General features: G+C 70.3%; 23 protein-coding genes. 13 read left to right on the top strand and 10 right to left on the bottom strand.

Annotated elements, in window-relative coordinates:
* Positions 1-71 precede the first annotated feature (71 nt).
* The 3 genes from C3481_RS06355 to C3481_RS06345 are packed head-to-tail and all read left to right on the top strand — an operon-like array spanning position 72 to position 4,286.
* Positions 72-1,976 carry a beta-glucoside-specific PTS transporter subunit IIABC gene (locus C3481_RS06355; protein ID WP_071918503.1) on the top strand — a complete coding sequence of 635 codons (1,905 nt, stop codon included), beginning with the start codon at positions 72-74 and terminating at the stop codon, positions 1,974-1,976.
* A complete protein-coding gene (locus C3481_RS06350; RefSeq protein ID WP_103841231.1) occupies positions 1,963-3,414 on the top strand; it encodes a family 1 glycosylhydrolase in 1,452 nt (483 codons plus the stop codon). The genes C3481_RS06355 and C3481_RS06350 overlap by 14 nt, the downstream gene beginning before the upstream one ends.
* A gap of 44 nt (positions 3,415-3,458) precedes the next feature.
* Entirely contained in the window at positions 3,459-4,286 is an 828-nt protein-coding gene (locus tag C3481_RS06345; protein ID WP_023952409.1) for a PRD domain-containing protein, read from the top strand.
* 7 nt (positions 4,287-4,293) lie between these two features.
* Here the strand turns inward: C3481_RS06345 and C3481_RS06340 are convergent, their stop codons facing one another.
* From C3481_RS06340 to C3481_RS06315, 6 genes are read right to left on the bottom strand one after another with little or no spacing between them, the layout of a single operon-like run.
* Positions 4,294-5,097 (bottom strand): HpcH/HpaI aldolase/citrate lyase family protein, encoded by an 804-nt coding sequence (locus C3481_RS06340; protein ID WP_023952407.1) that lies wholly within the window; start codon positions 5,095-5,097, stop codon positions 4,294-4,296.
* The gene (locus tag C3481_RS06335) at positions 5,082-5,867 is read right to left on the bottom strand and encodes a 2-keto-4-pentenoate hydratase (protein ID WP_023952405.1); all 786 of its coding nucleotides are present in this window, start codon (positions 5,865-5,867) and stop codon (positions 5,082-5,084) included. The genes C3481_RS06340 and C3481_RS06335 overlap by 16 nt, the downstream gene beginning before the upstream one ends.
* A gap of 27 nt (positions 5,868-5,894) precedes the next feature.
* Complete coding sequence (gene hpaD / locus C3481_RS06330; RefSeq protein ID WP_088380429.1) at positions 5,895-7,055, bottom strand: 3,4-dihydroxyphenylacetate 2,3-dioxygenase; 1,161 nt, start codon at positions 7,053-7,055, stop codon at positions 5,895-5,897.
* Between the two features lie 53 nt (positions 7,056-7,108).
* A complete protein-coding gene (gene hpaE, locus C3481_RS06325) occupies positions 7,109-8,620 on the bottom strand; it encodes a 5-carboxymethyl-2-hydroxymuconate semialdehyde dehydrogenase (RefSeq protein ID WP_023952401.1) in 1,512 nt (503 codons plus the stop codon).
* 28 nt (positions 8,621-8,648) lie between these two features.
* A complete protein-coding gene (locus C3481_RS06320; RefSeq protein ID WP_052007613.1) occupies positions 8,649-9,347 on the bottom strand; it encodes a GntR family transcriptional regulator in 699 nt (232 codons plus the stop codon).
* Positions 9,344-10,804 carry a fumarylacetoacetate hydrolase family protein gene (locus C3481_RS06315; protein ID WP_103841229.1) on the bottom strand — a complete coding sequence of 487 codons (1,461 nt, stop codon included), beginning with the start codon at positions 10,802-10,804 and terminating at the stop codon, positions 9,344-9,346. Before C3481_RS06315 ends, C3481_RS06320 begins: the two co-directional genes overlap by 4 nt.
* Before the next feature lie 76 nt (positions 10,805-10,880).
* On the opposite strand from C3481_RS06315, the gene C3481_RS06310 reads away from it, so the two are divergent.
* Positions 10,881-12,281, top strand: coding sequence for an MFS transporter (locus tag C3481_RS06310; protein ID WP_023952395.1), 1,401 nt, complete (start codon positions 10,881-10,883; stop codon positions 12,279-12,281).
* A gap of 22 nt (positions 12,282-12,303) precedes the next feature.
* Positions 12,304-14,193: an FAD-dependent monooxygenase gene (locus C3481_RS06305; RefSeq protein WP_103841226.1), complete on the top strand. Its 1,890-nt coding sequence runs from the start codon at positions 12,304-12,306 to the stop codon at positions 14,191-14,193.
* A 9-nt stretch (positions 14,194-14,202) separates the two neighbouring features.
* On the opposite strand, the gene C3481_RS06300 is transcribed toward C3481_RS06305, so the two are convergent.
* Together C3481_RS06300 and C3481_RS06295 are read right to left on the bottom strand one after the other, a co-directional pair.
* Positions 14,203-15,855, bottom strand: coding sequence for a thiamine pyrophosphate-binding protein (locus tag C3481_RS06300; protein WP_103841224.1), 1,653 nt, complete (start codon positions 15,853-15,855; stop codon positions 14,203-14,205).
* Between the two features lie 156 nt (positions 15,856-16,011).
* Positions 16,012-16,368: a hypothetical protein gene (locus C3481_RS06295; protein WP_023952389.1), complete on the bottom strand. Its 357-nt coding sequence runs from the start codon at positions 16,366-16,368 to the stop codon at positions 16,012-16,014.
* Between the two features lie 178 nt (positions 16,369-16,546).
* Between C3481_RS06295 and C3481_RS06290 the strand changes: the two genes are divergently transcribed.
* The gene (locus tag C3481_RS06290) at positions 16,547-17,056 is read left to right on the top strand and encodes a MarR family winged helix-turn-helix transcriptional regulator (RefSeq protein WP_023952387.1); all 510 of its coding nucleotides are present in this window, start codon (positions 16,547-16,549) and stop codon (positions 17,054-17,056) included.
* 79 nt (positions 17,057-17,135) lie between these two features.
* On the opposite strand, the gene C3481_RS16730 is transcribed toward C3481_RS06290, so the two are convergent.
* Positions 17,136-17,258 (bottom strand): hypothetical protein, encoded by a 123-nt coding sequence (locus C3481_RS16730; protein ID WP_023952386.1) that lies wholly within the window; start codon positions 17,256-17,258, stop codon positions 17,136-17,138.
* 104 nt (positions 17,259-17,362) lie between these two features.
* Between C3481_RS16730 and C3481_RS06285 the strand changes: the two genes are divergently transcribed.
* The 5 genes from C3481_RS06285 (at position 17,363) to C3481_RS06265 (ending at position 21,217) form a co-directional block, all read left to right on the top strand.
* Entirely contained in the window at positions 17,363-17,581 is a 219-nt protein-coding gene (locus C3481_RS06285) for a 5'-nucleotidase/2',3'-cyclic phosphodiesterase (protein ID WP_023952385.1), read from the top strand.
* The gene (locus tag C3481_RS06280) at positions 17,578-18,753 is read left to right on the top strand and encodes a zinc-dependent alcohol dehydrogenase (RefSeq protein ID WP_103841222.1); all 1,176 of its coding nucleotides are present in this window, start codon (positions 17,578-17,580) and stop codon (positions 18,751-18,753) included. Before C3481_RS06285 ends, C3481_RS06280 begins: the two co-directional genes overlap by 4 nt.
* A 24-nt stretch (positions 18,754-18,777) precedes the next feature.
* Positions 18,778-19,218 carry an SRPBCC family protein gene (locus C3481_RS06275; RefSeq protein WP_064956152.1) on the top strand — a complete coding sequence of 147 codons (441 nt, stop codon included), beginning with the start codon at positions 18,778-18,780 and terminating at the stop codon, positions 19,216-19,218.
* Complete coding sequence (locus C3481_RS06270; RefSeq protein ID WP_064956151.1) at positions 19,215-20,669, top strand: NAD(P)/FAD-dependent oxidoreductase; 1,455 nt, start codon at positions 19,215-19,217, stop codon at positions 20,667-20,669. Before C3481_RS06275 ends, C3481_RS06270 begins: the two co-directional genes overlap by 4 nt.
* A gap of 98 nt (positions 20,670-20,767) precedes the next feature.
* On the top strand, positions 20,768-21,217 hold the full coding sequence (locus C3481_RS06265) for a MarR family winged helix-turn-helix transcriptional regulator (RefSeq protein WP_023952381.1): 450 nt from the start codon (positions 20,768-20,770) through the stop codon (positions 21,215-21,217).
* Positions 21,218-21,231: 14 nt separating this feature from the next.
* On the opposite strand, the gene C3481_RS06260 is transcribed toward C3481_RS06265, so the two are convergent.
* Positions 21,232-21,531: a hypothetical protein gene (locus tag C3481_RS06260; protein WP_023952380.1), complete on the bottom strand. Its 300-nt coding sequence runs from the start codon at positions 21,529-21,531 to the stop codon at positions 21,232-21,234.
* A 175-nt stretch (positions 21,532-21,706) separates the two neighbouring features.
* On the opposite strand from C3481_RS06260, the gene C3481_RS06255 reads away from it, so the two are divergent.
* Positions 21,707-22,003, top strand: coding sequence for a hypothetical protein (locus tag C3481_RS06255; RefSeq protein WP_052007611.1), 297 nt, complete (start codon positions 21,707-21,709; stop codon positions 22,001-22,003).
* Between the two features lie 42 nt (positions 22,004-22,045).
* Complete coding sequence (locus tag C3481_RS06250) at positions 22,046-23,005, top strand: Gfo/Idh/MocA family protein (protein ID WP_064956150.1); 960 nt, start codon at positions 22,046-22,048, stop codon at positions 23,003-23,005.
* Positions 23,006-23,019: the final 14 nt, after the last annotated feature.

Here is a 23,019-nt window from a genome sequence, read left to right as displayed (position 1 = left end):
TGCCTCCGGCCGGGTCCGGAGCGGAGCCGCTCCGGCGGCACGGTCCGGGATTCCACAGGAGGAAAACGAAGATGACCACCACGAAGGACGCCGCCGGCGCGATCCTCGAGCACGTCGGCGGACCCGAGAACATCGCCGCCCTGCAGCACTGCTCGACGCGACTCCGCTTCAATCTCGTCGACGACGCCCGCGCCGACGAGGCGGCTCTCAAGGCGGTGCCCGGCGTCATCGGCGTCGTGCGCGGTCCGCAGACCCAGATCATCGTCGGGTCGAAGGTGGGCGACTACTTCGCCGAGATCGAGAAGCTGCGCGGCGGACGTGCGGCGGCTCGCGCCGCGGGCACGCCCCGGCAGAAGCTCACCTGGAAGCGCGCGGGCTCGGCGATCATGGACTTCGTCGTGGCGGTGTTCACCCCGATCATCCCGGCGATCGCCGGCGCGGGCATCTTCAAGTCGTTCCTGATCCTCGCTTCGGCGCTCGGGTGGATGCAGACCACCGATCCCAGCTACCAGGTGCTCTCCGCGATCCCCGATGCGGTGTTCTTCTTCCTGCCGCTGCTGGTGACCTACACCGCCGCGAAGAAACTCGGCGTCAACATCCCGCTGGCCCTCGGCATCGTCGGGCTCCTGGTGTTCCCGACGTTCTCGGGCCTGTTGACTCAGGAGGGCGGTGTCGCGCTGTTCGGGCTGCCAATCCCGGCGATCGCCTACAACGCGCAGGTGTTCCCGCCGATCCTCACGGTGCTGCTGCTGTGGCCCGTCGAGAAGCTCGCGACGAAGATCACCCCCGGGCCCATCCGCACGTTCTTCGTGCCGTTGCTGTGCTTCATCGTGGTCTCGCCGATCATGATCTTCGCTCTCGGGCCCCTCGGATACGGGCTCGGGTCGCTGCTGACCGGCGGGATGCTGTGGCTGTACGGCACGCTCGGCTGGGTCGCGATCGCGCTGCTGGCCGCCGTGCTCCCCTTCATCATCTCGGTGGGCATGCACAAGGCGTTCATCCCGCCCACGATCGCCACCGTCGCACAGCAGGGGCGTGACCCCTTCTACCTCGTGGCCTCGCTCGCCCACAACATCGCCGAGTCGGGCTCGAGCCTGGCCGTGGCCATCCGCACCCGCAACAAGACGCTGCGTGGCACGGCGATCTCGTCGGGCATCTCCGCGTTCTTCGGCATCACCGAGCCCGCGCTCTACGGTGTGACGCTCCAGAACCGCCGCGCGCTGTTCGCGGTGATCGCCGGCTCACTGACCGGCGGCGTCTACCTCGGCATCGCCGCCGTCGGCGCCTTCGCCCTCGTCAGCCCGGGGGCTGCGAGCATCTCGATGTTCATCGACGTGCTCAACCCGTGGAACCTCATCCATGCCGTCATCGGGGCGCTCGTCGCCTTCGCGACCGCTTTCGTCGTCTCGCTCGTCATCTGGAAGGACTCCGACTCGGGCACGATCCGCGCGCTCGACGCCCAGGCCGGCACGGCGGGTGACATCGCGGCCGAGCCCGTCGCCGACGGCCGGCTCGTCGCTCCCGTCGCCGGCGAGGTCGTCCCCCTCGACCGCGTCGACGATCCGGTGTTCGGCGGCGGCATCCTCGGCGACGGCGTCGCGATCCGCCCCAGCACCGGCGCCGTGTACGCACCGCTGTCGGGAGTCGTGTCGAGCCTGCTGCCGTCGAAGCACGCCTTCGGCATCACCGGCGACGACGGCGTCGAGATCCTCGTCCACGTGGGGCTCGACACCGTCAAGCTCGACGGTGCGCCCTTCGTCGCCCACGTCGCGCAGGGCGATCGCGTCGAACGCGGGCAGCTCGTTCTCGAGGCCGACCTCGAAGCGATCCACCTCGCCGGATTCGACACGATCACCCCCGTCGTCGTCCTCAACGGCGACGCGTTCGACGTCGTCGAAGCCCTCACTGGGCCCGTCGAGGCGGGCACGGGAATCTTCACCGCACGCACCAAGGAGGCCGCTCATGGCACTGTCTGATTCGTTCCTGTGGGGCGGCGCGCTCGCCGCCAATCAAGCCGAGGGCGCGTGGCGCGAGGGCGGCCGAGGTCCGGCCGTCTCGGACATCGCGAAGTACCGTCCGAACGTCGACCCGCGCGAATACGCGATCCATCACGCGCACACGGTCGAGAGCATCACGGCCGCCATGGCCGATGACGACGAGACGTATTACCCCAAGCGCCGCGGCATCGACTTCTACCACCGGTATCCCGAGGATCTCGCGCTGTTCGCCGAGATGGGCTTCACGGTGCTGCGCGTGTCGATCGCGTGGACGCGGCTGTACCCGACGGGCGAGGAGACCGAGCCCAACGAGGAGGGCATCGCGTTCTACGAGGGGCTGTTCACCGAGATGCGGCGTCTCCGCATCGAACCGCTCGTCACGCTCTCGCACTACGACCCCCCTCTCGCCCTCGCCCTGAAGAACAACTGCTGGGTCGACCGCGGCACGATCGCCCTGTTCGAGCGGTTCGCCCGCACGTGCTTCGAGCGCTTCGGGCACCTCGTGAAGCTGTGGCTGTCGTTCAACGAGATCGACGGCATCGTGCGGCATCCGCTCACCTCGGGCGGCATCATCGAGGAGACCGTCGAGGGCAGCATCCTGCAGGCCTGCTACACCGCCCTCCACCACCAGTTCGTGGCCTCGGCCTCGGTGACGCGGATGCTGCACGAGATGTGGCCCGAGTCGCAGATGGGCTGCATGCTGACGATGCTGAAGACCTACCCGCTGACCTGTCACCCCGATGACATCGCCGCGACCCAGGCGAAGGACCGGCTGCTCTACCTGTGTACGGACGTCCAGGCCGGCGGCGCCTACCCCCGCCTGGCCCTCAACGCCCTCGCGCGACAGGGCGTCGAGATCCCGTTCGCCGAGGGGGATGCCGAGCTGCTGCGCGAGCACCCCGTCGACTTCATCTCGCTGTCGTACTACATGACCCTCGCCGAATCCGTCGACCCGGATGCCGAGCGGACGCCCGGCAACACGGTGCTCGGTGTCAAGAACCCCTACCTCGAGTCCAGTGAGTGGGGCTGGCAGATCGACCCGGTCGGGCTGCGGATCTCGCTCATCGATCTGTACGACCGCTACGGCAAGCCGCTGTTCATCGTCGAGAACGGGCTGGGCATGCGCGATGAGCTCACCCCCGACGGCCGCATCCACGACCCCTACCGCATCGACTACTTCCGGGCGCACTTCCGCGAGATGATCCGGGCGGTCGACGAGGGCGTAGAGCTGATGGGCTACACCAGCTGGGCACCGATCGACATCATCAGCGCGTCGTCGTCGCAGATCTCGAAGCGATACGGTTTCATTCACGTCGACCTCGACGACCTCGGTCGGGGCAGCGGTGAGCGTCGACGCAAGGATTCGTTCTGGTGGTACCAGCGGGTTATCGCCACGAACGGCGCAGATCTCGGGTGACCCTCCTGCTCCATGAGCGTGAGGCCGGGTCGATGAGGACGGGCATGCAGACCATCAAGAAGGTGCTCAACTCGAGCGTCGTGCTCGTCGACGACGAGCGCGGGGTCGAGCGGGTGCTGCTGGGCAAGGGCATCGGATTCGGAGCCAAGCCCGGCGACGTCGTCGACGAAGGGGCGACCGACCGGGTGTTCGTCGCGCTCGACGATGCGGATCAGCGGAACCTCGTCGAGCTGCTCGCGCAGATCCCGGGTGAGTTCGTCGAACTGACCCGGGAGATCGTGCGAGACGCCGTGGCCTCGGGGCTCGATCTGGACCCGCATATCTACCTCACGCTCACCGACCATCTCCACTTCGCCGTCGAGCGGCATCGTCGCGGCCTCGTCGTGGTGAACCGGCTCGCCTGGGAACTGCGCACGGTCTACCCCGACGAGTACGCCGTGGGCGCGCGGGGCGTGGAGCTGCTGCGAGCACGGATGCGCGTGGATGTGCCGGACGAGGAGGCCGCGAACATCGCGTTCCATCTCGCCAACGCCGCCAACGGGCGGGCCGGTGCCGACACGATGCACGTCGTACGGCTCATCTCCGCGGCGACGACGATCGTCTCGAACACCACGGGGATCGCGTTCGGCGACGACCTGCACTCGTCGCGCTTCCTCGTGCACCTGCAGTTCTTCGCCGAGCGGGTGTTCTCCGGGCGCATGCTCGACAGCGACGACGGCTTCCTCTTCGAGAGTATGAGCCGGCGGCATCCGCGCGCCACGGCGACGGCCGAACGGGTGCGTGCCCTCGTGCGGACGCAGCACGACATCGAGATCTCCGACGAGGAGGTCGCCTACCTCGCCCTGCACATCGCGCGGGCCGTTCCGGGGTGATCCCGCGTCAGTATCCGGAGCGGGTCGTGCGGTCGGCCTCGGGCACCCACGCCGTCGCGAGCGCTTCCGAGCCGCGGGCCAGGAGTGCCACGTCGGCTCCGACGAGCAGGAAGTCCGCTCCGGCGTCGGCGTAGTCGCGGGCGAGCGCGGGGTCGAAGGCGTTCACGCCCACCGGTGCGCCTGCGGAGCGGGCCTCGGTGAAGACGCGACGGACGGCGGCCACGACGTCGGGGTGCGTCTGCTGTCCGAGCAGCCCCATCGACGCGGCGAGATCGCTCGGGCCGACGAACACGCCGTCGACACCGTCGACCGCAGCGATGGCCGCGGCGGCGTCGACGCCCGCGGCGGTCTCGATCTGCACGACGAGCGACACGTGCTGCTCGGCGTCGGCCAGGTAGTCGTCGACGCGGTTCCAGCGGGCCGAACGGGCGAGGGCGGAACCCACGCCGCGGATGCCGCGCGGCGGATAGTGCACCGCGCGCACGACCGCTTCTGCTTCGGCGGCCGACGACACCATCGGCACGAGCAGGTTCTGCGCTCCGAGGTCGAGCACCTGCTTGATGACGACCGGATCGGCGGTCGGGACCCGCACCATCGTCGTCACCGGCGCCGCTGCGGCAGCCTGCAGCTGCGCGAGGACCGATTCGATACCGTTGGGCGAGTGCTCCATATCGATGAGGAGCCAGTCGAGTCCCGCACCGGCGCAGATCTCGGCGACCAGCGGCGACCCGGAGCAGACCCACATGCCCGCGAGCGGGCGGTCGGCGCGCGCGAGGGCGTCGCGGAAGGTCGGTGTCAGACGAAACGGCATGCGATCACTCCCATCGGGCCATAGTCGCAGCGGACCGCGTCGCCGCGCGACACCCACATCGGCCGGGTGAACGACCCGGCGAGGATCAGCTCGCCCGCCTCCAGACGCGCGCCGTGCTGCGACACCTTGTTGGCGAGCCAGGCGACGCCCGTGGCGGGGTGTCCGAGAACACCGGCCGCCACCCCCGTCTCCTCGATCTCGCCGTTGCGCGAGAGCAGCGCCGGCACCCACCGCAGGTCGATCTCATCGGGGCGTCGCCGCTCGGTGCCGAGCACCATCGCACCGTAGGCGGCGTTGTCGGCGATCGTGTCGACGATCGTGCGCCCCTCGAGCTCGATGTGCGAGTTGAGGATCTCGAGCGCCGGGACGGCGTAGTCGATCGCGTCGAGCGCGTCGTCGAGCGTGCAGTCCGGTCCGGCGAGCGGACGGGCGAGCGCGAACGCGAGCTCGACCTCGACGCGCACATTCGAGAACCGCTCGGTCGCGATCTCGGCGCCGGAGGCGAAGACCGTGTCGTCGAACATGACGCCGTAGTCGGGCTCGGTGATCCCGGTCGCCTGCTGCATCGCCTTGGATGTCAGGCCGATCTTGCGCCCCACGAGCCGGCGGCCCGACGCGATCATCCGATCGCGCCAGACGCCCTGGATGGCATACGAGTCCTCGACGGTGGCGCCGGGATAGCGGGCCGTGATCCGCGGGATGACGCCGTGCGTGCGATCGGCCTCGGCCAGTTCGTCCGCGATGGCGGCGATGTCGTCGGGGGAGAGCATGAGCGTCCTCTCAGAGCTGGTTGGAGATCAGAGCTGGTTGCCGAGCTTGTACTCGCCCTGCTTGTACTCGGGCAGCCCGTCATCGCCCGGGCGGGTGTACGAGAACCCGTCCGCGCCGATCGTGACGGCCATCTCGGAGTCATCGGTGCGGGCGCGGAGCGGCTGGGGATTCCCGTCGAGGTCGAGGACGAGCGAGGCCTCGGTGTACCAGGAGGGAACGACGGGGTTGCCCCACCAGTCGCGGCGCTGGTTGTCGTGCACGTCCCACGTGACGACGGGATTGTCGGGGTCGCCGGTGTAGTAGTCCTGCGTGTAGATCTCGACCCGGTGTCCGTCGGGGTCGCGCAGGTAGAGGTAGAACGCGTTCGAGACGCCGTGGCGCCCCGGCCCCCGCTCGATCGCGTCGGAGCGGCGCAGGGCGCCGAGCTTGTCGCAGATCGCGAGGATGTTGTGCTTCTCGTGCGTCGCGAAGGCGACGTGGTGCATGCGGGGGCCGTCGCCGCCGGTCATCGCGGTGTCGTGGACGGTCGGCTTCCGCCGCATCCACGCCGCGTACACCGTGCCGGCGTCATCCTGGATGTCCTCGGTCACCCGGAACCCGAGCGACTGCATGAACTGCACGGCGCGCGGGACGTCCGGGGTCACCTGGTTGAAGTGATCCAGGCGCACGAGCTCGCCGGGCGTGTGCAGGTCGTAGCGCCACGAGAGGCGCTCGACGTGCTCGGTCTGGAAGAAGAACTCGTAGGGGAAGCCGAGGGGATCCTCGACGCGAACCGAGTCGCCGATGCCTCGCACGAAGCCCTCCGGGCGCCGCTCGACCCGGCACCCGAGCTCGGTGTAGAACTCCACGGCGCGGTCGAGGTCGTCGGCCGACCGGACGCGGTACGAGAACGCCGCGACGGCGGCGACCGGCCCCTGGCGCAGGATCAGGTTGTGGTGGATGAACTCCTCGGTCGAACGGAGGTAGATCGCCTCGTCGTCCTCCTCGGTGACGTAGAGCCCGAGCACGTCGACGTAGAACTCGCGCGAGGCGGCGAGGTCGGTGACGACCAGCTCCATGTACGCGCAGCGGAGGATGTCGGGAGCCGGCGCGGTCGGCGTCGGGATCGGGTCGTCGCAGGTGATCGGCGCCTCTTGGCTGACGAAGTAGCCCGAGGAGGTCCGGGTCATCTGGTCGCGGTGGGTCATGACAGCGTCCTTGCTCTCGTTGTCGGGGTGCAGTCGGGGTGCCGGGCGGCGATTCAGCTCTTGCCGAAGGTCGGGTTGTGGACCGCGCCGAGGGTGATGTGCACCGCCTGCTGGTGCGTGTAGAAGTCGATCGACCGGTAGCCGCCCTCGTGGCCGAGGCCGGACGCCTTGACACCGCCGAACGGGGTGCGGAGGTCGCGCACGTTGTTGGAGTTGAGCCACACCATTCCCGCCTCCACGGCCTGCGAGAAGTTGTGCGCCCGCTTCAGGTCGTTGGTCCAGACGTAGGCGGCGAGCCCGTACTTCGTGTCGTTGGCGAGGTCCAGGGCCTCGGCATCCGTGTCGAAGGGGGTGATCGCGACGACCGGGCCGAAGATCTCCTCCTGGAAGATCCGCGCGGTCGGGGGGACGTCGGCGAAGACGGTCGGGGCGACGAAGGTGCCGGTCTCGAACCCCTCGGGGCGACCGCCGCCGGCGACGAGCCGGCCCTCGCTCTTACCGAGCTCGACGTACGACATGACCTTCTCGAAGTGCTCGGGGTGCACGAGCGCGCCGACCTCGGTGGCGGGGTCGTGGGGGTAGCCGACGCGCACCCGCTCGGCCTGCGCGGCGTATCGCTCGACGAACTCGTCGTACACCGAGCGCTCGACCAGGATGCGGCTGCCTGCCGTGCAGCGCTCGCCGTTGAGCGAGAACACCCCGAAGATCGTGGCGTCGATCGCGGCGTCGAGGTCGGCGTCGGCGAAGACGATCGCCGGGCTCTTGCCGCCCAGCTCCATCGAGAGCCCCTTGAGGTGCGGTGCGGCGTTGGCGAAGATCAGCTGCCCCGTCGAGCTCTCACCCGTGAACGAGATGAGGGGCACGTCGGGGTGCTTCACGAGCGCGTCGCCCGCGTCCTCGCCGAGGCCGTTGACGAGGTTGAACACCCCCGGCGGCAGTCCCGCCTCTTCGAAGATGCCCGCCCACAGCGACGCGGACAGGGGAGTGAACTCGGCGGGCTTCAGCACGACGGTGTTGCCGGTGGCGAGTGCCGGGGCGAGCTTCCACGACTCGAGCATGAACGGGGTGTTCCACGGCGTGATGAGCCCCGCGACTCCGATGGGCTTGCGGTTGACGTAGTTGATCTGACGGCCGGGCACTTTGTACGTGTCGTCGGCCTGCGCGACGATCAGGTCGGCGAAGAACCGGAAGTTCTCCGCCGCGCGCCGGGCCTGCCCGAGCGCCTGGGTGATGGGGAGACCGGAGTCGAACGACTCGAGCTCGGCGAGGCGGGCGTCGCGCGACTCGACGAGGTCGGCGATGCGGTGAAGCACGCGTGAGCGCTCGCGCGGCAGCATCCGCGGCCACGGCCCGTCGGCGAAGGCTCGGCGGGCAGCGGCGACGGCCGCGTCGACGTCGGCCTTCTTGCCGGCCGCGGCCTGCAGATACACGCGTCCGGTGACGGGGTCGAGCACGTCGAACGTCGCGCCGTCGAGCGAGTCGACGAGCGACCCGTCGATGTAGTGCCGGATGGCGCCGGGGAGGTCCGCGGGTGTGTGAGGGGCGGTGAGCGTCGTGTCGGTCATCTCGTGCGTCCTTGCAACAGGGGGGCGGTCAGAAGTTGGGCAGGCCGAGCGCCTGGTCGGGGTGCTCGTGCGTCATGTAGGCGTCGAGCGTGGCCGAGCGGTGGCGCCGCGCGGCGTGCTCGATCTCGGTGAGGGGCGCCCCTCGCTCGATCAGCGCGAGGATGTGCTCGTGCTCCCGCACCGACTCCTGGGCGCGGCCCGGGACGAAGCTGAAGGTCGAGTCACGCAGGTGGCCGAGTCGCGCCCATTCGGCCTGCACGAGCTCGAGCATCCGCGGGTTCGCGCACTGCTCGAACAGCGTCGCGTGGAACTCCTGGTTCAACCGGGTGAACGAGCGGGGGTCGAAGTGATCGAGCGACTCGGTCATCAGCGCGTTGATCTCGCGCGCGCGTCGGATGTCGTCGACGCTCAGCGCACGCGCGGCGAGCGCGGTCGCGGCGCCCTCGAGGATCGACAGCGCCTGCATGCTGAAGCGGTACTGCGAGTCGTCGACCATCGCCACGCGGGCGCCGATGTTGCGCTCGAAGGTCACGAGGCCCTCGGCCTCGAGCTGGCGGATCGCCTCGCGCACCGGCACGACGCTCATGTCGAGCTCGCCGGCGATCGTCCCGAGCACGAGCCGGTATCCGGGGGTGAACTCCTGCTCGGCGATGCGCTCGCGGATCCAGTGATACGCGCGCTGCGACTTGCTCTGCGTCTCGGGCAGGGGAGGCGTCGGCGACATCATGCGCCGCGCTCGCCGTCGTACCGGGCGCGCCAGGCCGCGTTCATCGGGAACAGGCCGTCGACCGAAGCGCCCTCCGCGACGCGCGCGGCGATCCAGGCGTCCTCGTCCTCCTGCGCGAGGGCCGCATCGACGACCTCCGCCACGAGTGCCGGCGGGATGACGATGACGCCGTCGGCGTCGCCGACGATGATGTCTCCGGGCTGGACGGTAGCGCCGCCGCAGGCGATGGTCCCGCCCGCCTCCCACGGGACGTGCTTGCGTCCGAGGACGGCCGGATGGGCGCCTGCGGTGTAGACGGGGAGCCCGATCTCGGCGACGGCGGCGTAGTCGCGCACGCCGCCGTCGGTCACGACGCCGGCCGCTCCCCGGGTCCGGGCGCGGAGGGCCAGGATGTCGCCGAGGGTGCCCGATCCGGTCTCGCCGCGCGCTTCGATGACGATGACCTCGCCGGGCAAGACCGTGTCGAACGCCTGCTTCTGCGCGTTGAACCCGCCGCCGTGCTGAGCGAAGAGGTCGGGGCGGAACGGCACGAACCGCAGCGTGGCGGCGGTTCCGACGAGCTTGCTGCCGGGGTGCATCGGCCGCACGCCGTCGATCGTCACGTCGTCGAGCCCGCGCTTGCGCAGCTGCTGCGACAGCGCCGCGACGGGCACGCGCTCGAGCTTGACGCGGAGGTCGGCGGTGAGGCCGGATGCCGGCTCGTCCGGCAGCCCGGCCGCGGCGGCGGATCCCCGTGCCTCCTCGCGCTGGACGTCGTCGATCGCGGGAAGGGAGCCGAGCGCGGGGTCGAGGGCAGGGCTCGTGTCGGCGCCGACCGTCGTCACGAGACGTCCGGACGTGGCGCCGGTGTCGAGCGCGTCGACCTCGACCTCGACGACGTCTCCCGGAACGATGACCGACGATCCGGCCGGCGTGCCGGTCAGGATGACGTCGCCGGTCTCGAGGGTCACGTGCTGCGAGAGGTCGGCGACGATCTGCGCCAGGGGGAACAGCAGGCCGGCGGTCGTGTCGTCCTGGACGAGGTCGCCGTTGACCCAGGTGCGCACGCGGAGCCGGTGGGGGTCGACGGTGCGGGCGTCGATGAGGTCGGGGCCGAGGGGAGTGAAGCCGTCGCGGCTTTTCGAGCGCAGGTTCGACCCCTTGTCGGCGGAGCGCAGGTCGTAGACGCCGAGGTCGTTGGCCGCGGTGACGGCGGCGACGTGGTCCCAGGCCTCGGCGAGGGTGACATGGCGCGCTTCTCGTCCGATGACGAGCGCGATCTCGCCCTCGAACGCGAGCAGCTCGGTGCCCGGCGGGCGTTCGACCGTGCCGCCGGTCCCGGCGATCGAGCTCGACGCCTTCAGGAAGTACGAGGGGGCGGCGGGCGTGCGCCCGCGCTGGGCCGCCCGGGATGCATAGCTCAGGTGGACCGCGATGATCTTGCCCGGTCGACCGGAGCTTCCTCGCTCTTGTCTCATATTCGAAATCGTATATGATCATCGCCAGCAGAACAACGTCTGCAGACAACGTCGTCGACACCTCGGGAGCACGAAGATGAGCACCCCCACATCCACCCCCGGTCCGGCCGCTCGCAGCGGCTTCACCCCGACCGGGACCATCGCCACCGCCGCCGACCGCCGCCGCGTGGTCTTCGCCACCGTCGTCGGGACGACGGTGGAGTGGTACGACTTCTTCATCTACGCCACGGCGGTCGGGCTGGTCTTCGGTCAGCTCTTCTTCGCTCCGCTGGGTGCCAACAGCGCGTTGATCGGTTTCGCCACCGTCGGGGTGAGCTTCCTCTTCCGGCCGCTCGGCGCCTTCCTCGCCGGCCACCTCGGCGACCGGCTGGGACGCAAGCTCGTGCTGATGTGGACGCTCATCCTCATGGGCGTCGCGACGGCACTGATCGGCCTCCTGCCGACCTACGAGACCATCGGTCTCGCGGCGCCGGTCATCCTCGTGCTGCTGCGCATCGTCCAGGGCATCTCGGCCGGCGGCGAATGGGGTGGCGCCGTGCTCATGGCCGTCGAGCACGCGCCGAAGACGCGCCGTGGCGCGTTCGGCGCATCGCCGCAGATCGGCGTGCCGCTCGGGCTTCTCCTCGCGTCGGGCGTCATGGCGCTCATGGCGATGATCGCCCCCGGCGAGGCGTTCCTGGCCTGGGGTTGGCGAGTCCCGTTCCTCCTGAGCGTCGTGCTCATCCTCGTCGGCTGGTACGTGCGTCGCCGCGTCGAGGAGAGCCCCGTGTTCACCGAGCTCGCCGAGCGGCGCGAGAAGGCGCACATGCCGATCGTGCAGCTCTTCCGCAAGCACGCCGCCCTGGTCATCATCGCCGCCTTCGTCTTCGCGGGGAACAACGCCGTGGGCTACATGACCACGGGCGGCTACATCCAGAACTACGCCACCAACCCCGATGGGCCGCTCGGCTTCGACCGCGAACCGGTCCTGTGGGCCGTCGCCGGCTCGGCCGTCACCTGGCTCGTCACCACGCTCATCGCCGGATTCCTCTCCGACCGCATCGGGCGTCGCACGACCTACATCGCCGGCTGGATCCTCCAGCTCGCGGGCGTGTTCGCCCTCTTCCCTCTCGTGAACACCGGAAGCATCGGCCTCCTCTTCGCCGGGCTGGCGATCCTGACGATCGGCCTGGGCCTCACTTACGGCCCGCAGGCCGCCCTGTACGCCGAGCTCTTCCCCGCATCCATCCGGTTCTCGGGCGTCTCGATCTCGTACGCCATCGGCGCCATCCTCGGCGGGGCGTTCGCTCCGACGATCGCCACCGCGCTCGTGCAGGCGACGGGATCGACCATGTCGGTGACCTGGTACCTGGCCGGGATGACGGTGCTCGGGCTCGTCGCGACGCTGCTGCTGCGCGACCGCAGCGGAATCCCCCTCGATCCCGACCACGAGGCCGAGCAGTCGGTGAGCCCGATCGTCGGCACCGGCCGGCGCTGAACGCGGTGGCCAGGAGGACACGATGCAGTTCCATCATCACGGCTACGTCTCGGGAGATCCGCGTGTGCAGCCCGCGGCCGGTCGCGGGCTGCATCGCCCCGCCGAGCTGCCCGACCAGACCGACGTCCTCATCGTCGGCTCGGGGCCTGCGGGGATGCTGCTGGCCGCGCAGCTGTCGCAGTTCCCCGATGTCGACGTGCGGCTGATCGAACGCCGCGAGGGGCGACTCGAACTGGGTCAGGCCGACGGCATCCAGCCGCGCAGCGTCGAGACCTTCCAGGCGTTCGGGTTCGCCGAGCGGATCATCGCCGAGGCCTACAACATCGGCTGGATGAACTTCTGGGCGCCCGACCCCGACGATCCGGCGCGCATCGTGCGCACCATGCGCACGGAGGACTACGCGCTGCGGATGAGCGAGTTCCCGCACCTGATCGTCAACCAGGCGCGCGTGCTCGACTACTTCGCCGAGGCCGCGGCGCACGGGCCGGGGCGCGTCGTCCCCGACTACGGCATCGAGTTCCTCGGGCTGACCGTCGGTGACGAGGGGGACTTCCCCGTCGAGGTGCGCGTGCGTCACATCGCGGGCGCTCGGGCGGGGGAGGAGCGCACGATCCGCGCCAAGTACGTCGCGGGGTGCGACGGCGCGCGCAGCCGCGTGCGCGACGCGATCGGCCGGGTCCACGTCGGGGCGGCCTCGGCGCACGCCTGGGGTGTCATGGACGTGCTGGTCAACACCGACTTCCCCGACTGGCGCATCAAGTGCGCGATCAACTCGGCGGTGGGCAACATCCTGCACATCCCGCGCGAGGGCGGCTACCTCAGCCGCATGTACATCGATCTCGGCGAGGTCGCCCCCGACGACGATCACCGCGTGCGGCAGACGCCGATCGACGAGATCATCCGGCGTGCCAACGCGATCCTGCATCCCTACTCGATCGATGTGAAGGAAGTCGCCTGGCACAGCGTCTACGAGGTCGGGCACCGCGTCACCGACGGCTTCGACGATGTCCCGGCGGGCGCCCCGCGTGCGCCGCGCGTGTTCCTCACCGGCGACGCCTGCCATACCCACAGCGCGAAAGCCGGGCAGGGGATGAACGTCTCGATGCAGGACGGGTTCAATCTCGGGTGGAAGCTCGGTCACGTCCTGACGGGTCTGGCGGCGCCCTCGCTGCTGTCGACCTACGGAGCCGAGCGCCGGCCCGTCGCGCAGCAGCTGATCGACTTCGACCGGGAGTGGTCGGCCCTCATGGCGCGCAAGCCCGAGGAGATCACCGATCCGCAGGATCTCGCGACCCATTACCTGGCGACGGCGGAGTTCCCCTCCGGCTTCCGCACCCGGTACGCCCCGTCGGCGATCGTCGCCGACGCCACGCACCAGGACCTCGCTTCCGGCTTTCCGATCGGCATGCGATTCGCGTCCGTCGAAGTCGCTCGCGTCGCCGACGGCAACGCCGTGCACCTCGGTCACCATGCCCGGGCGGACGGGCGGTGGCGTGTCTACGCGTTCGCCGATGCCCCGCTGCCGGGCGCCCCGTCCGCCCTCGGCGACTTCGCGCGGTGGCTCGCGTCGCCCGCGTCGCCGGTGTCCGTGCACACCCCGGCGGGCGCGGACGTGGACGCGGTGTTCGACGTCAAGGTCGTGTACCAGCAGCGGTACGACGACGTCGAGCTGCCGCTCGTGCCTGACATCTTCCGCCCCCGTACCGGTCCGCTCGGTCTGACGGACTGGGAGAAGGTGTACGCCGCGGCACCGAGCGCGTGGCATGATTCCGACATCTTCGAGGAGCGGGGACTCTCCCGCGACGGCGTCGTCGTGGTCGTCCGCCCCGATCAGTACGTCGCTGCCGTGCTGCCCCTGACGGCGACGGACGAGCTCGCGGCCTTCTTCGCGGGAGCCCTCCTGCCGCGCTAGGAGGCCGCGCTAGGAGTTCACACGCAGGATCTCCTCCTGGTACGGGGCGCGGATCTGCGCCGACACCCGCAGGTCGAGCAGGAGGAACGGACGCTCATCTGCGGGCCGGTCGCGCCACCGGGCGAGGGCTTCGAGGTCGTCGATTGTTCGCACGACGACGCCCTCGCCGCCCACAGCGCGGCACAGCGCGGCGAAGTCGACCTCGGGAATGAGCATGGGTGCGGGCGCGAGGCCCTGTGCGCCGTAGAGGTGGACCTCGGCGCCGTACGCGCGATCGTTCCAGACGACCGCGAGGCCGTGGCCTCCCGCCACCCGCACGGCGGACTCCAGGTCGCTGACGGCCATGAGGCCGCCGCCGTCGCCCGTCGTCAGCACGATCGTCGCGTCGGGGCGGGCGCGTGCCGCACCGGGCACGGAGGGGAAGCCGAGACCGATCGACTGGTAAGCGGTGCCGACCATCATCATCCGGTCGGGCGACGACACGGGCCAGTACATGTTGGCCCAGCCGATGAAGTGGCCGCCGTCCGATACGACGACGCGGTCCGCGGGCAGCAGCTCCCCGATCCGCCGCGCGGCCGATCGCGGATCGAGGCGCCCGTCGGGGGCGAGTGCATCGCCGGGGTGGTGGTCGCGCAGGGCGACGATGTCGACCGACTCGCGCCATCCGCTGGCCGCAGCGCCGATCGCGGTGAGCTCGTCGGCGATCGCCCGGGTGGCGAGCGCCGCGTCGGCGCGCAGATAGAGCCCGACGTGCGGATGCGTCGCCGTGGGGGCCGTGTCGATCTGCGCGACCGTCGTCCCGGGGGCGAACAGGGCTCCGAATCGCATCGTGAACTGGTTCAGCGACGCGCCGACGACGACCACGACATCCGCTTCGCGGATGAGCGACATCGCATTCTCGGCGCCGAAACCGCCGGTGACCCCGAGGTCGAACTCCTCCCGCGGGAAGAGCCCGCGCCCGAGCGCGGTGGTCGCGGTCACCGCTGAGGTGGCGTCGGCGAGAGCGCCGAGCGCGGGCCCCGCTCCGGCGAGCCAGGCGCCTCGGCCGGCGAGGAGGAGGGGGCGCTGCGCGCTGGCGAGCGCGCGCGCGATCTGACTGACGGTTCCGGTCGCGAACGGCGTGGCGGGAGCGAGCTCGGGGGCGCGTCGCGGCTCGGGCGTCTCGGTGAGGGGGCCGGCGTCGGCCTTCGCGACGTCGTAGGGGATCGCGAGGACGACGGGGGAGGAGTAGGCCAGGGCGTGCTCGATCGCGATGACGGTGGTGGCGGCGGCATCCGTCCGTCCCACCGTGTAGGTGCGGACCCCGACGGCCGACGCGAGGGCGATCTGGTCGACGTCCCACGGGCGCGGTCCCGACGTGGGTGCATCGCCGACGACCAGGACCAGCGGGGTGCGGGCCTGGGCCGCTTCGGCCAGTGGTGTCAGCGTGTTCGTGAACCCCGCGCCGTACGTCGCGGTGGCGGCCGCGAGACCTCCGCCGGCGCGGTAGTGGGCGTCGGCGGCGACCACGCCGCCCGCCTCATGCCGGAGGGCGGTGAAGGCGACCCCGGGTGAGCGCTCCAGTGCGTCGAGCAGGTGGGCGTTGCCGTTTCCCATCACCCCGAAGACGTGCGAGACGTGTCGGGAGAGGGCAGCGGAGACGTGCGCGGAGACGGAGGGCATGGCGATGCCTTTCGAGACGGAACGGTGATCGAGGCCGTATGTGTCTCACGCGCGGGTGCCGCTTCGTGCCCATTTTTCGAGCACCGACGGCAACGCCGCCGCCGGACGTTCCGATTATAGGAACGACCGACGACGGCGTGAAGTGTTCGGTCCGGGTTACGCCGGGACCTTCAGTCGCGGCACCCCGGCGGTGACCGGGCGCAGCTCGCGCTGCGGGGCCTCGGGGATCTCCTGGTCGAGGGCGACCATCAGGCCGGCCGACGAGGTCGCGGCATTGGCGAGGTCGCGGACGGCAGCGGGGTTCAGGATCTCCATGTCCGCGCTCTCGAAGACGAAGCGCAGGGGGATGGACGGCTGCAGCCAGATCGATGAACGGCCCTCGTCGGACGTCCACGACATCATGAAGCTCTCGTTGCGCCGGAGCTTCGTCGCGATGACGACCTTCAGGTGCGCGAGCAGGCGATCCGGGATCTCGATTCGGGTGTCGGAGTTTCCGTAGTGGAGCTGTCCCATGCTGTCCTCCTGAGATCGTCGATGAGCGAGGGAAGTGTTGGTTCCCTCATTAAGTATCTAGCCAGACAAGACACTTCCTGTCAATTCTTAGATCCTATGTATCTCACCATCTGTGAAAGACAGAATCTGTCAAGCCGGGCTAGTGTTCTAGGATGCTGTCGGAGGAGGTGGCAACCCGATGCCTCGAAACGTCGTCCTGCACGAAGGACTCCATCTCTACGCGGACCAACCTCGCGAAGAGGTCGGCCGTCGCCTGAGCGACGCCGTGCTGCGCCTGCGACGCGCCGAGCAGGTGCAGGCCGGGCTCGCCGTCCGGGCATCCGAGCTGTCGGCGATCGACCTGACCGCCTTGCGATACCTCGTCCAGGGCCACCGCGACGGCCGCGATCTGGGCCCGAAGGACCTCATCGTCATGCTCGCCACCTCGAGCGCCACCGTGACCAACGTCGTCGAGCGTCTGGCCTCGAAGGGGCTGGTCGAGCGCGTTCAGCACCCCACCGACCGACGCGCGCACTACCTCGTTCCGACCCCGGAGGCGGTCGAGCGAGTGGATGCCGCCTTCGCCGCCCATCACCAGGCGATCGTGACCGTCATCGACGAGCTCGACGCGGAGCGTGCCGCCATCGCGGCCGAGGTCGTGGACCTCCTCGCGTCCGCTCTCGACGATGTCGCGGAACGCAGCGCCTGATCTCGAACGACGCTCCGGGCGCACGACGACGGAGGGGCCGGCTCGCATCAGGTGCGACGCCGGCCCCTCCGTCGTGGTGTCAGCTGTCTTCGCCCTCGGCCTGCGAGGGGTGTCCCGTCGCCTCTTCCGGGGCTTCGCCCGTGTCGGGGTGTTCGGGGTCGGCACCTTCGGCCTGACTGGGCTTCGCGTCGTCTCGTGACATCGGCGGTCTCCTTCCGGGATGGGCTTGTCGTCTCTGGCTACCACGCTTGTCCGGCCCTCGCCATCCCCTCGCTCCGGCCGGGCGGACGTGCTTACGGTCGCCCCATGTCCGACGCATCCGAATCCCTGACCGACGAAGACGCCCGCCGCGAGGAACTGCTGCGAGCCGGCGGATCGACCGAGGCCGACGCCGCGCCGCGGATCGAGACGAGCGAGCACGACGGCGTCACGCGCATCGACATCGCCGACACCGCCGCCGTGCGGCCCGGGCCCGGCCCCGGCACGCCCGAAGCCGACGGCGACGACCCGGAGGAGACACGATGAAGGCTCTCACCTGGCAGGGACGCCGGAAGGTCTCCGTCGAGACCGTGCCCGACCCCGAGATCCTCGAGCCCACCGACGCGATCGTGCGGATCACCTCGACGGCCATCTGCGGGTCCGACCTGCACCTCTACGAGATCTTCGGGCCGTTCATCGACAGCGGTGACGTACTCGGCCACGAACCGATGGGTGTCGTCGTCGAGGTCGGGTCTGCCGTGACGAACCTCGCCGTCGGCGACCGCATCGTCGTGCCGTTCAACATCTCGTGCGGGCACTGCTTCATGTGCCGTCGTGGCCTCCAGTCGCAGTGCGAGACGACGCAGGTCACCGAATACGGCAGCGGCGCCTCGCTGTTCGGCTACACGAAGCTGTACGGACAGGTCCCGGGAGGGCAGGCCGAGTACCTGCGGGTCCCGCTCGCGGACTACAACCACATCCGCGTCGGCTCCGACCTTCCCGACGACCGCTACCTCTTCCTCAGCGACATCCTGCCGACGGCGTGGCAGGGCGTGGCGTACGCCGACGTTCCCGAGGGCGGCACTCTCGCGGTCATGGGCCTCGGCCCCGTCGGGCAGTTCGTCGCGCGCGTCGGCGTGCATCGCGGCTATCGCGTGCTCGCGGTCGATCCGGTCGCCGAGCGCCGAGCGATGGCCGAGCGGCACGGTGCCGACGTCTTCGACCTCACCGATTCGGTCGCCGAGGAGCTCCGCGACCTCACCGACGGGCGCGGCGTGGATGCGGTCGTGGATGCCGTCGGCATGGAGGCCCACGGCAACCCCGCCGTCTCGACGGTGCACAAGGCGGTGGGACTGCTGCCCGACGCCCTGGCCCAGAAGGTCATGGAGACCGGCGGGCTCGACCGGCTGGCCGCACTGCACTCGTCGATCGACGTCGTCCGCCGCGGCGGCACCGTGTCGATCAGCGGCGTGTACGCCGGCGAGGCCGACATGATGCCGATGAAGACGATGTTCGACAAGCAGCTGAGCCTGCGGATGGGGCAATGCAACGTCAAGCGGTGGATCGATGATCTGCTGCCTCTCGTCGAAGACCCCGCCGACCCGCTCGGCGTCATGGATCTGACCACCCACCGCGCGCCGCTGACCGACGCGCCGGGCCTCTACGAGACTTTTCAGAAGAAGGAGGACGGCTGCATCAAGGTGGTGCTGCAGCCGTGACTCCGCCCCGGAGAGGAGACGGCCATGTCGCGTAACGTCCGGCTCATGCACTGCGCCCCCGAGGACGTCTTCGCGGTCCTGAACGACGGCTGGCTCTTCCCGGCCTGGGTCGTCGGTGCTTCGCGCATGCGCGACGTCAGTCCGGCTTGGCCTCAGACGGGGTCGCGCCTGCACCATTCGTTCGGGGTCTGGCCCTTCGTCATCGACGACAGCACATCGGTGCTCGAATTCGATCCGCCGCACCGCATGGTGATGCAAGCGCGCGGCTGGCCGATCGGCGAGGCCCACATCACCATCGACGTCAAGCCCCGCGGCGACGATTGCGTCGTGCGCATTCAGGAGGTGGCCGCGGAGGGGCCGGGATCATTCATCCCGCAACCACTGCTCGACCTGCCGCTGCACGTCCGCAACGCCGAGACCCTGCGGAGGCTCGCGCACCTCGCGGAGGGCGGCGCGGGACGGTGACGGCGGAGTACGACGCCGTCGTCGTCGGCTCCGGGCCGAACGGGCTGGCGGCGGCCGTCACCCTGGCGCGCTCCGGGCTCTCGGTCGCGGTGTTCGAAGCGGAGGACCACTTCGGCGGTGGGGCGGCGACGGGCGAGATCACGCTTCCGGGCTACCGGCACGACCTCTGCTCGGCGGTGCACCCGCTCGCTTTCGAATCCGCCTTCTTCCGCGAGTTCGGACTGCGCCGCCGCGTCGAGTTCGTCGTGCCCGAGGTGTCGTATGCGCACCCTCTCGACGGTGGCGCAGCGCTGGCTTACCGCGATCTCGATCGCACGGCCGAGGGGCTCGGAGCCGACGGCCGCGCGTACACCCGGCTGATGGCGCCGCTCGTCGAGCGCGTGCGCGGCATCGCGGACCTCACCGGTGGCTCGCTGCTGCGCGTCCCCGGCGATCCGATCGCCGCGGCCTGGTTCGGACTGCGCACACTCGAGCAGGGGAGCGCCGCGTGGAACCTGCGGTTCCGCGAGCAGGCCGCCCCGGCTCTGGTGTCCGGTGTCGCGGCTCACACGATCCTGGGCCTTCCGAGTCTCGCAGCCGCCGGTGGCGGGCTGACCCTCGCCACCTACGGTCATGCGCGCGGGTGGCCGATCCCCATCGGCGGCAGCGGCGCCATCGTCCAGGCGATGGTCGACGACATCCGCGCCCACGGGGGCGAGCTGTTCGCGGGGCGCCGCATCCGCTCCCTCGACGAGCTCCCCACCGCCCGCGCCGTCCTGCTCGACGTCACTCCGCGTGCCCTCATCGGGATGGCGGGGGAGCGGATGCCGGCCCGGTACCGCCGCCGACTCGAGCGCTTCCGCTACGGCGACGCCGTCGCGAAGGTCGACTTCGCTCTGTCGGCGCCCGTGCCCTGGCGCGATCCGGCGATCGCGCGCAGCGGCACCGTGCACATCGGCGGCACGCGGGCGGAGATCGCCGCGTCCGAGAACGCGGTTCGGGAGGGGCGTCTGCCCGACGCGCCCTACGTCCTGGTCGCCCAGCCGTCGCTGTTCGACGAGACCCGTGCCCCGGCGGGACACCACACGCTGTGGGCGTACACGCACGTCCCCGCCGGCAGCGAGGTCGACCGCACCGAGGCGATCGTCCGGCAGATCGAGCGCTTCGCGCCGGGCTTTCGGGAGACGATCCTCGCCACTCACTCCGAGACGGCGCGGCAGGTCGCCGCTCGCAATCTGAACTATCCCGACGGCGACATCTCCGCCGGGGTGCCCTCGCTCGATCAGCTGATCGCGCGTCCCGTGCTCGCGCGAGACCCGTGGCGAACCCCTATGGACGGCGTCTACCTGTGCTCCTCGTCGACCAGCCCCGGACCGGGCGTTCACGGGCTGGGCGGCTGGTGGGCGGCCCTGAGCGCGCTGCGGCACGAGTTCGGGGTGCGGACGCGTCCCGACCTCTCGCCGCGTCTCTGAGGGGGCACTACGGGCCCCGGGCGGCGGAGTCAAGCCGCAGATCGCCGATTCTCGGCGCTTCTACAGTGGAGGCATCATCGACGTCTGCGGGAGGTTCCATGGTGTCCGGTGCGTCCGAGCCCGAATCCGTCGCACGCGCGGTCGAACGGCTGCGACTGGCCGAGGCCAGCCTGGCGCGGCGACGCCAGAGCGACTGCGGTCCGAGCGAGACCGCGCGTGCGGCGATGCGCGTCGTGTACGACAGCGCGGATGCCGGCAAGCGCGTCACACCGACCGACATTGCCGCGACGCTCGGCATCTCGACGCCGACGGCCACCACGATGCTCAAGCGCCTGCACGACGGGGGACTGGTCGCCTTCCAGCGCAATCCCGACGACGGCCGGAGCAAGTACGTCGTTCCGACGGACCGCAATGCCGATGTCGAAGGCGTCGACCCGCTCACGCTCCGCGTCCGCGACATCGCGCGCGGGCTCGACGAGGACACCGCGGCGAAGCTGGCGACGCTTCTCGACGCGATCGCGGACGCGGTCGATGAGGAGTGCCGCTGAGGCAGGCGACGCCGTCAGGCGTCGGCGGTCGCCGGCTCCGGGATCACCCGCAGGCCGTTCGTTCCGCCGGCCTCGAGCATGAGGGCCTCGACCCAGTGCCGATTGATCGTCGGCGGCCGGCTGCCGCTGAAGAGGAACACCATCGGAACGGCCGGGTGCACCCAGACGCTGAACAGCCCGCTGTCGGTCGAGCGGTGGAACATGAACGGCTCGTTGCGACGCAGCTTGTTCATGAAGACCACCCGCAGGTGAGCGAGCAGACGGTCCTCGACGTCGAACGTCCGCCCCTGGCTTCCGTAAACGAGTGTTCCCACGGACGCGAGGGTAGTGGCGCGGTTCGGCCTAACTAATTCCGGTTAGTTAGGCGAACTAGGTAGGTCGTGTTGACGCCGTGTAAACCCCGTGTGAACTTCTGTCAAGCCGGTAGGTGCAGTGGGTCCGGGGCGGGACACTCGATGCAGAGCGACGGGAGTGGTCATGGTCTTGGATATGTCACCGATCGCCCGCAAGCCCAGCGCGGTGAGGCTGGCCACGTCGGGCGCTCTGCGTCAGTTGCCCACCCGGCGGCCCGAGGCCCCCAGCGCCGAGGCGGACGTGCGGTGGGAGCTCGTCGACGTCGATCGCTACGAGGTGCGCGAGGGCGAGGTCATCCTCGGGTACATCGACGTCGTGGGCGCCGTGTTCGTGGCGCTCGGCGGCCCCTGGTACTCCGCCGCCGTCGAACTCCGTCAGACGCTGCGATTCGACGAGGCGGTGCAGACGCTGCGCTCGACCCGGCGCCACTGACGCAGCCCGAGGCCCCGGTCACCTCCTCCTAGGCTGGAGGGCATGATCCGGATCGCGACCGTCGGCACGAGCGTCATCACCGACGCCTTCATCGGTGCGGCATCCCGCACGCCCGGTATCGAGGTGGTGGCTGTGTCATCGCGCGATGGCGCGAGGGCGCGCGCGTATGCCGATCGTCTCGGCGTCGAGGGAGCGTTCGGCAGCGTAGAGGCCGCTCTCGCCGATCCCGGCGTCGATGCGGTCTACATCGGCTCGCCGAACTCCGCGCACGGCCCACAGGTCGCGGCGGCGATCGCGGCGGGCAAGCACGTGCTCGTCGAGAAGCCGGCGGTCGGCTCCGCCGCCGAATGGGACGATCTCGTCGGCCGCTCCCGGCGGGCGGGGGTGGTGCTGATCGAGGCGATGCGCACGGCCTACGACCCGGGCATCGTCGCCGTCCGCGACCGCGTCCCGTCGCTCGGCAGCCTCCGCCGAGCCTCGTTCCACTACGCCAAGCGCTCCTCGCGTTACGACGCCGTGCTCGCCGGTGAGACCCCCAACATCTTCGATCCCGCGATGGGCGGCGGCGCGCTCGCAGACCTCGGCGTCTACGGTGTGCACGCCGCCGTCCTCCTGTTCGGCGAGCCCGTGGGGGTGTCCGCGTCGGCGGTGACCATCGCCACCGGTGCCGACGGGGCGGGCCTCGCGGTGCTGGAGTACCCCGGGCTGATCGTCGATGTCGGCTACTCGAAGATCACGACGGCGGCCAGGCCGAGCGAGATCCAGGGCGAGAGCGCGACGCTCCTGATCGATCATCTGGCCAGCCCGCGTCGGATCACGCGCATCGACGCGTCCGGTGCGTCGTCGGAATGGACCTCGGACGCCGCGGTCGACACCCTCGACGGGGAGGTCGCGCGCTTCGTGGAGCTCGTCGGCGGTGCGGCGGCACCCGACGAGGATCAGGCCCGCACGTCGGCGACGCTGCGCACGCTCGAACGGATCCGTCGCGCCGCGGCCGGCTGACGCATCCGCGGATC

The organism is Microbacterium sp. Ru50, from assembly GCF_002920555.1.
GTDB classification, from domain to species: domain Bacteria; phylum Actinomycetota; class Actinomycetes; order Actinomycetales; family Microbacteriaceae; genus Microbacterium; species Microbacterium arborescens.
This window is presented reverse-complemented; position numbering and strand designations above follow the sequence as displayed.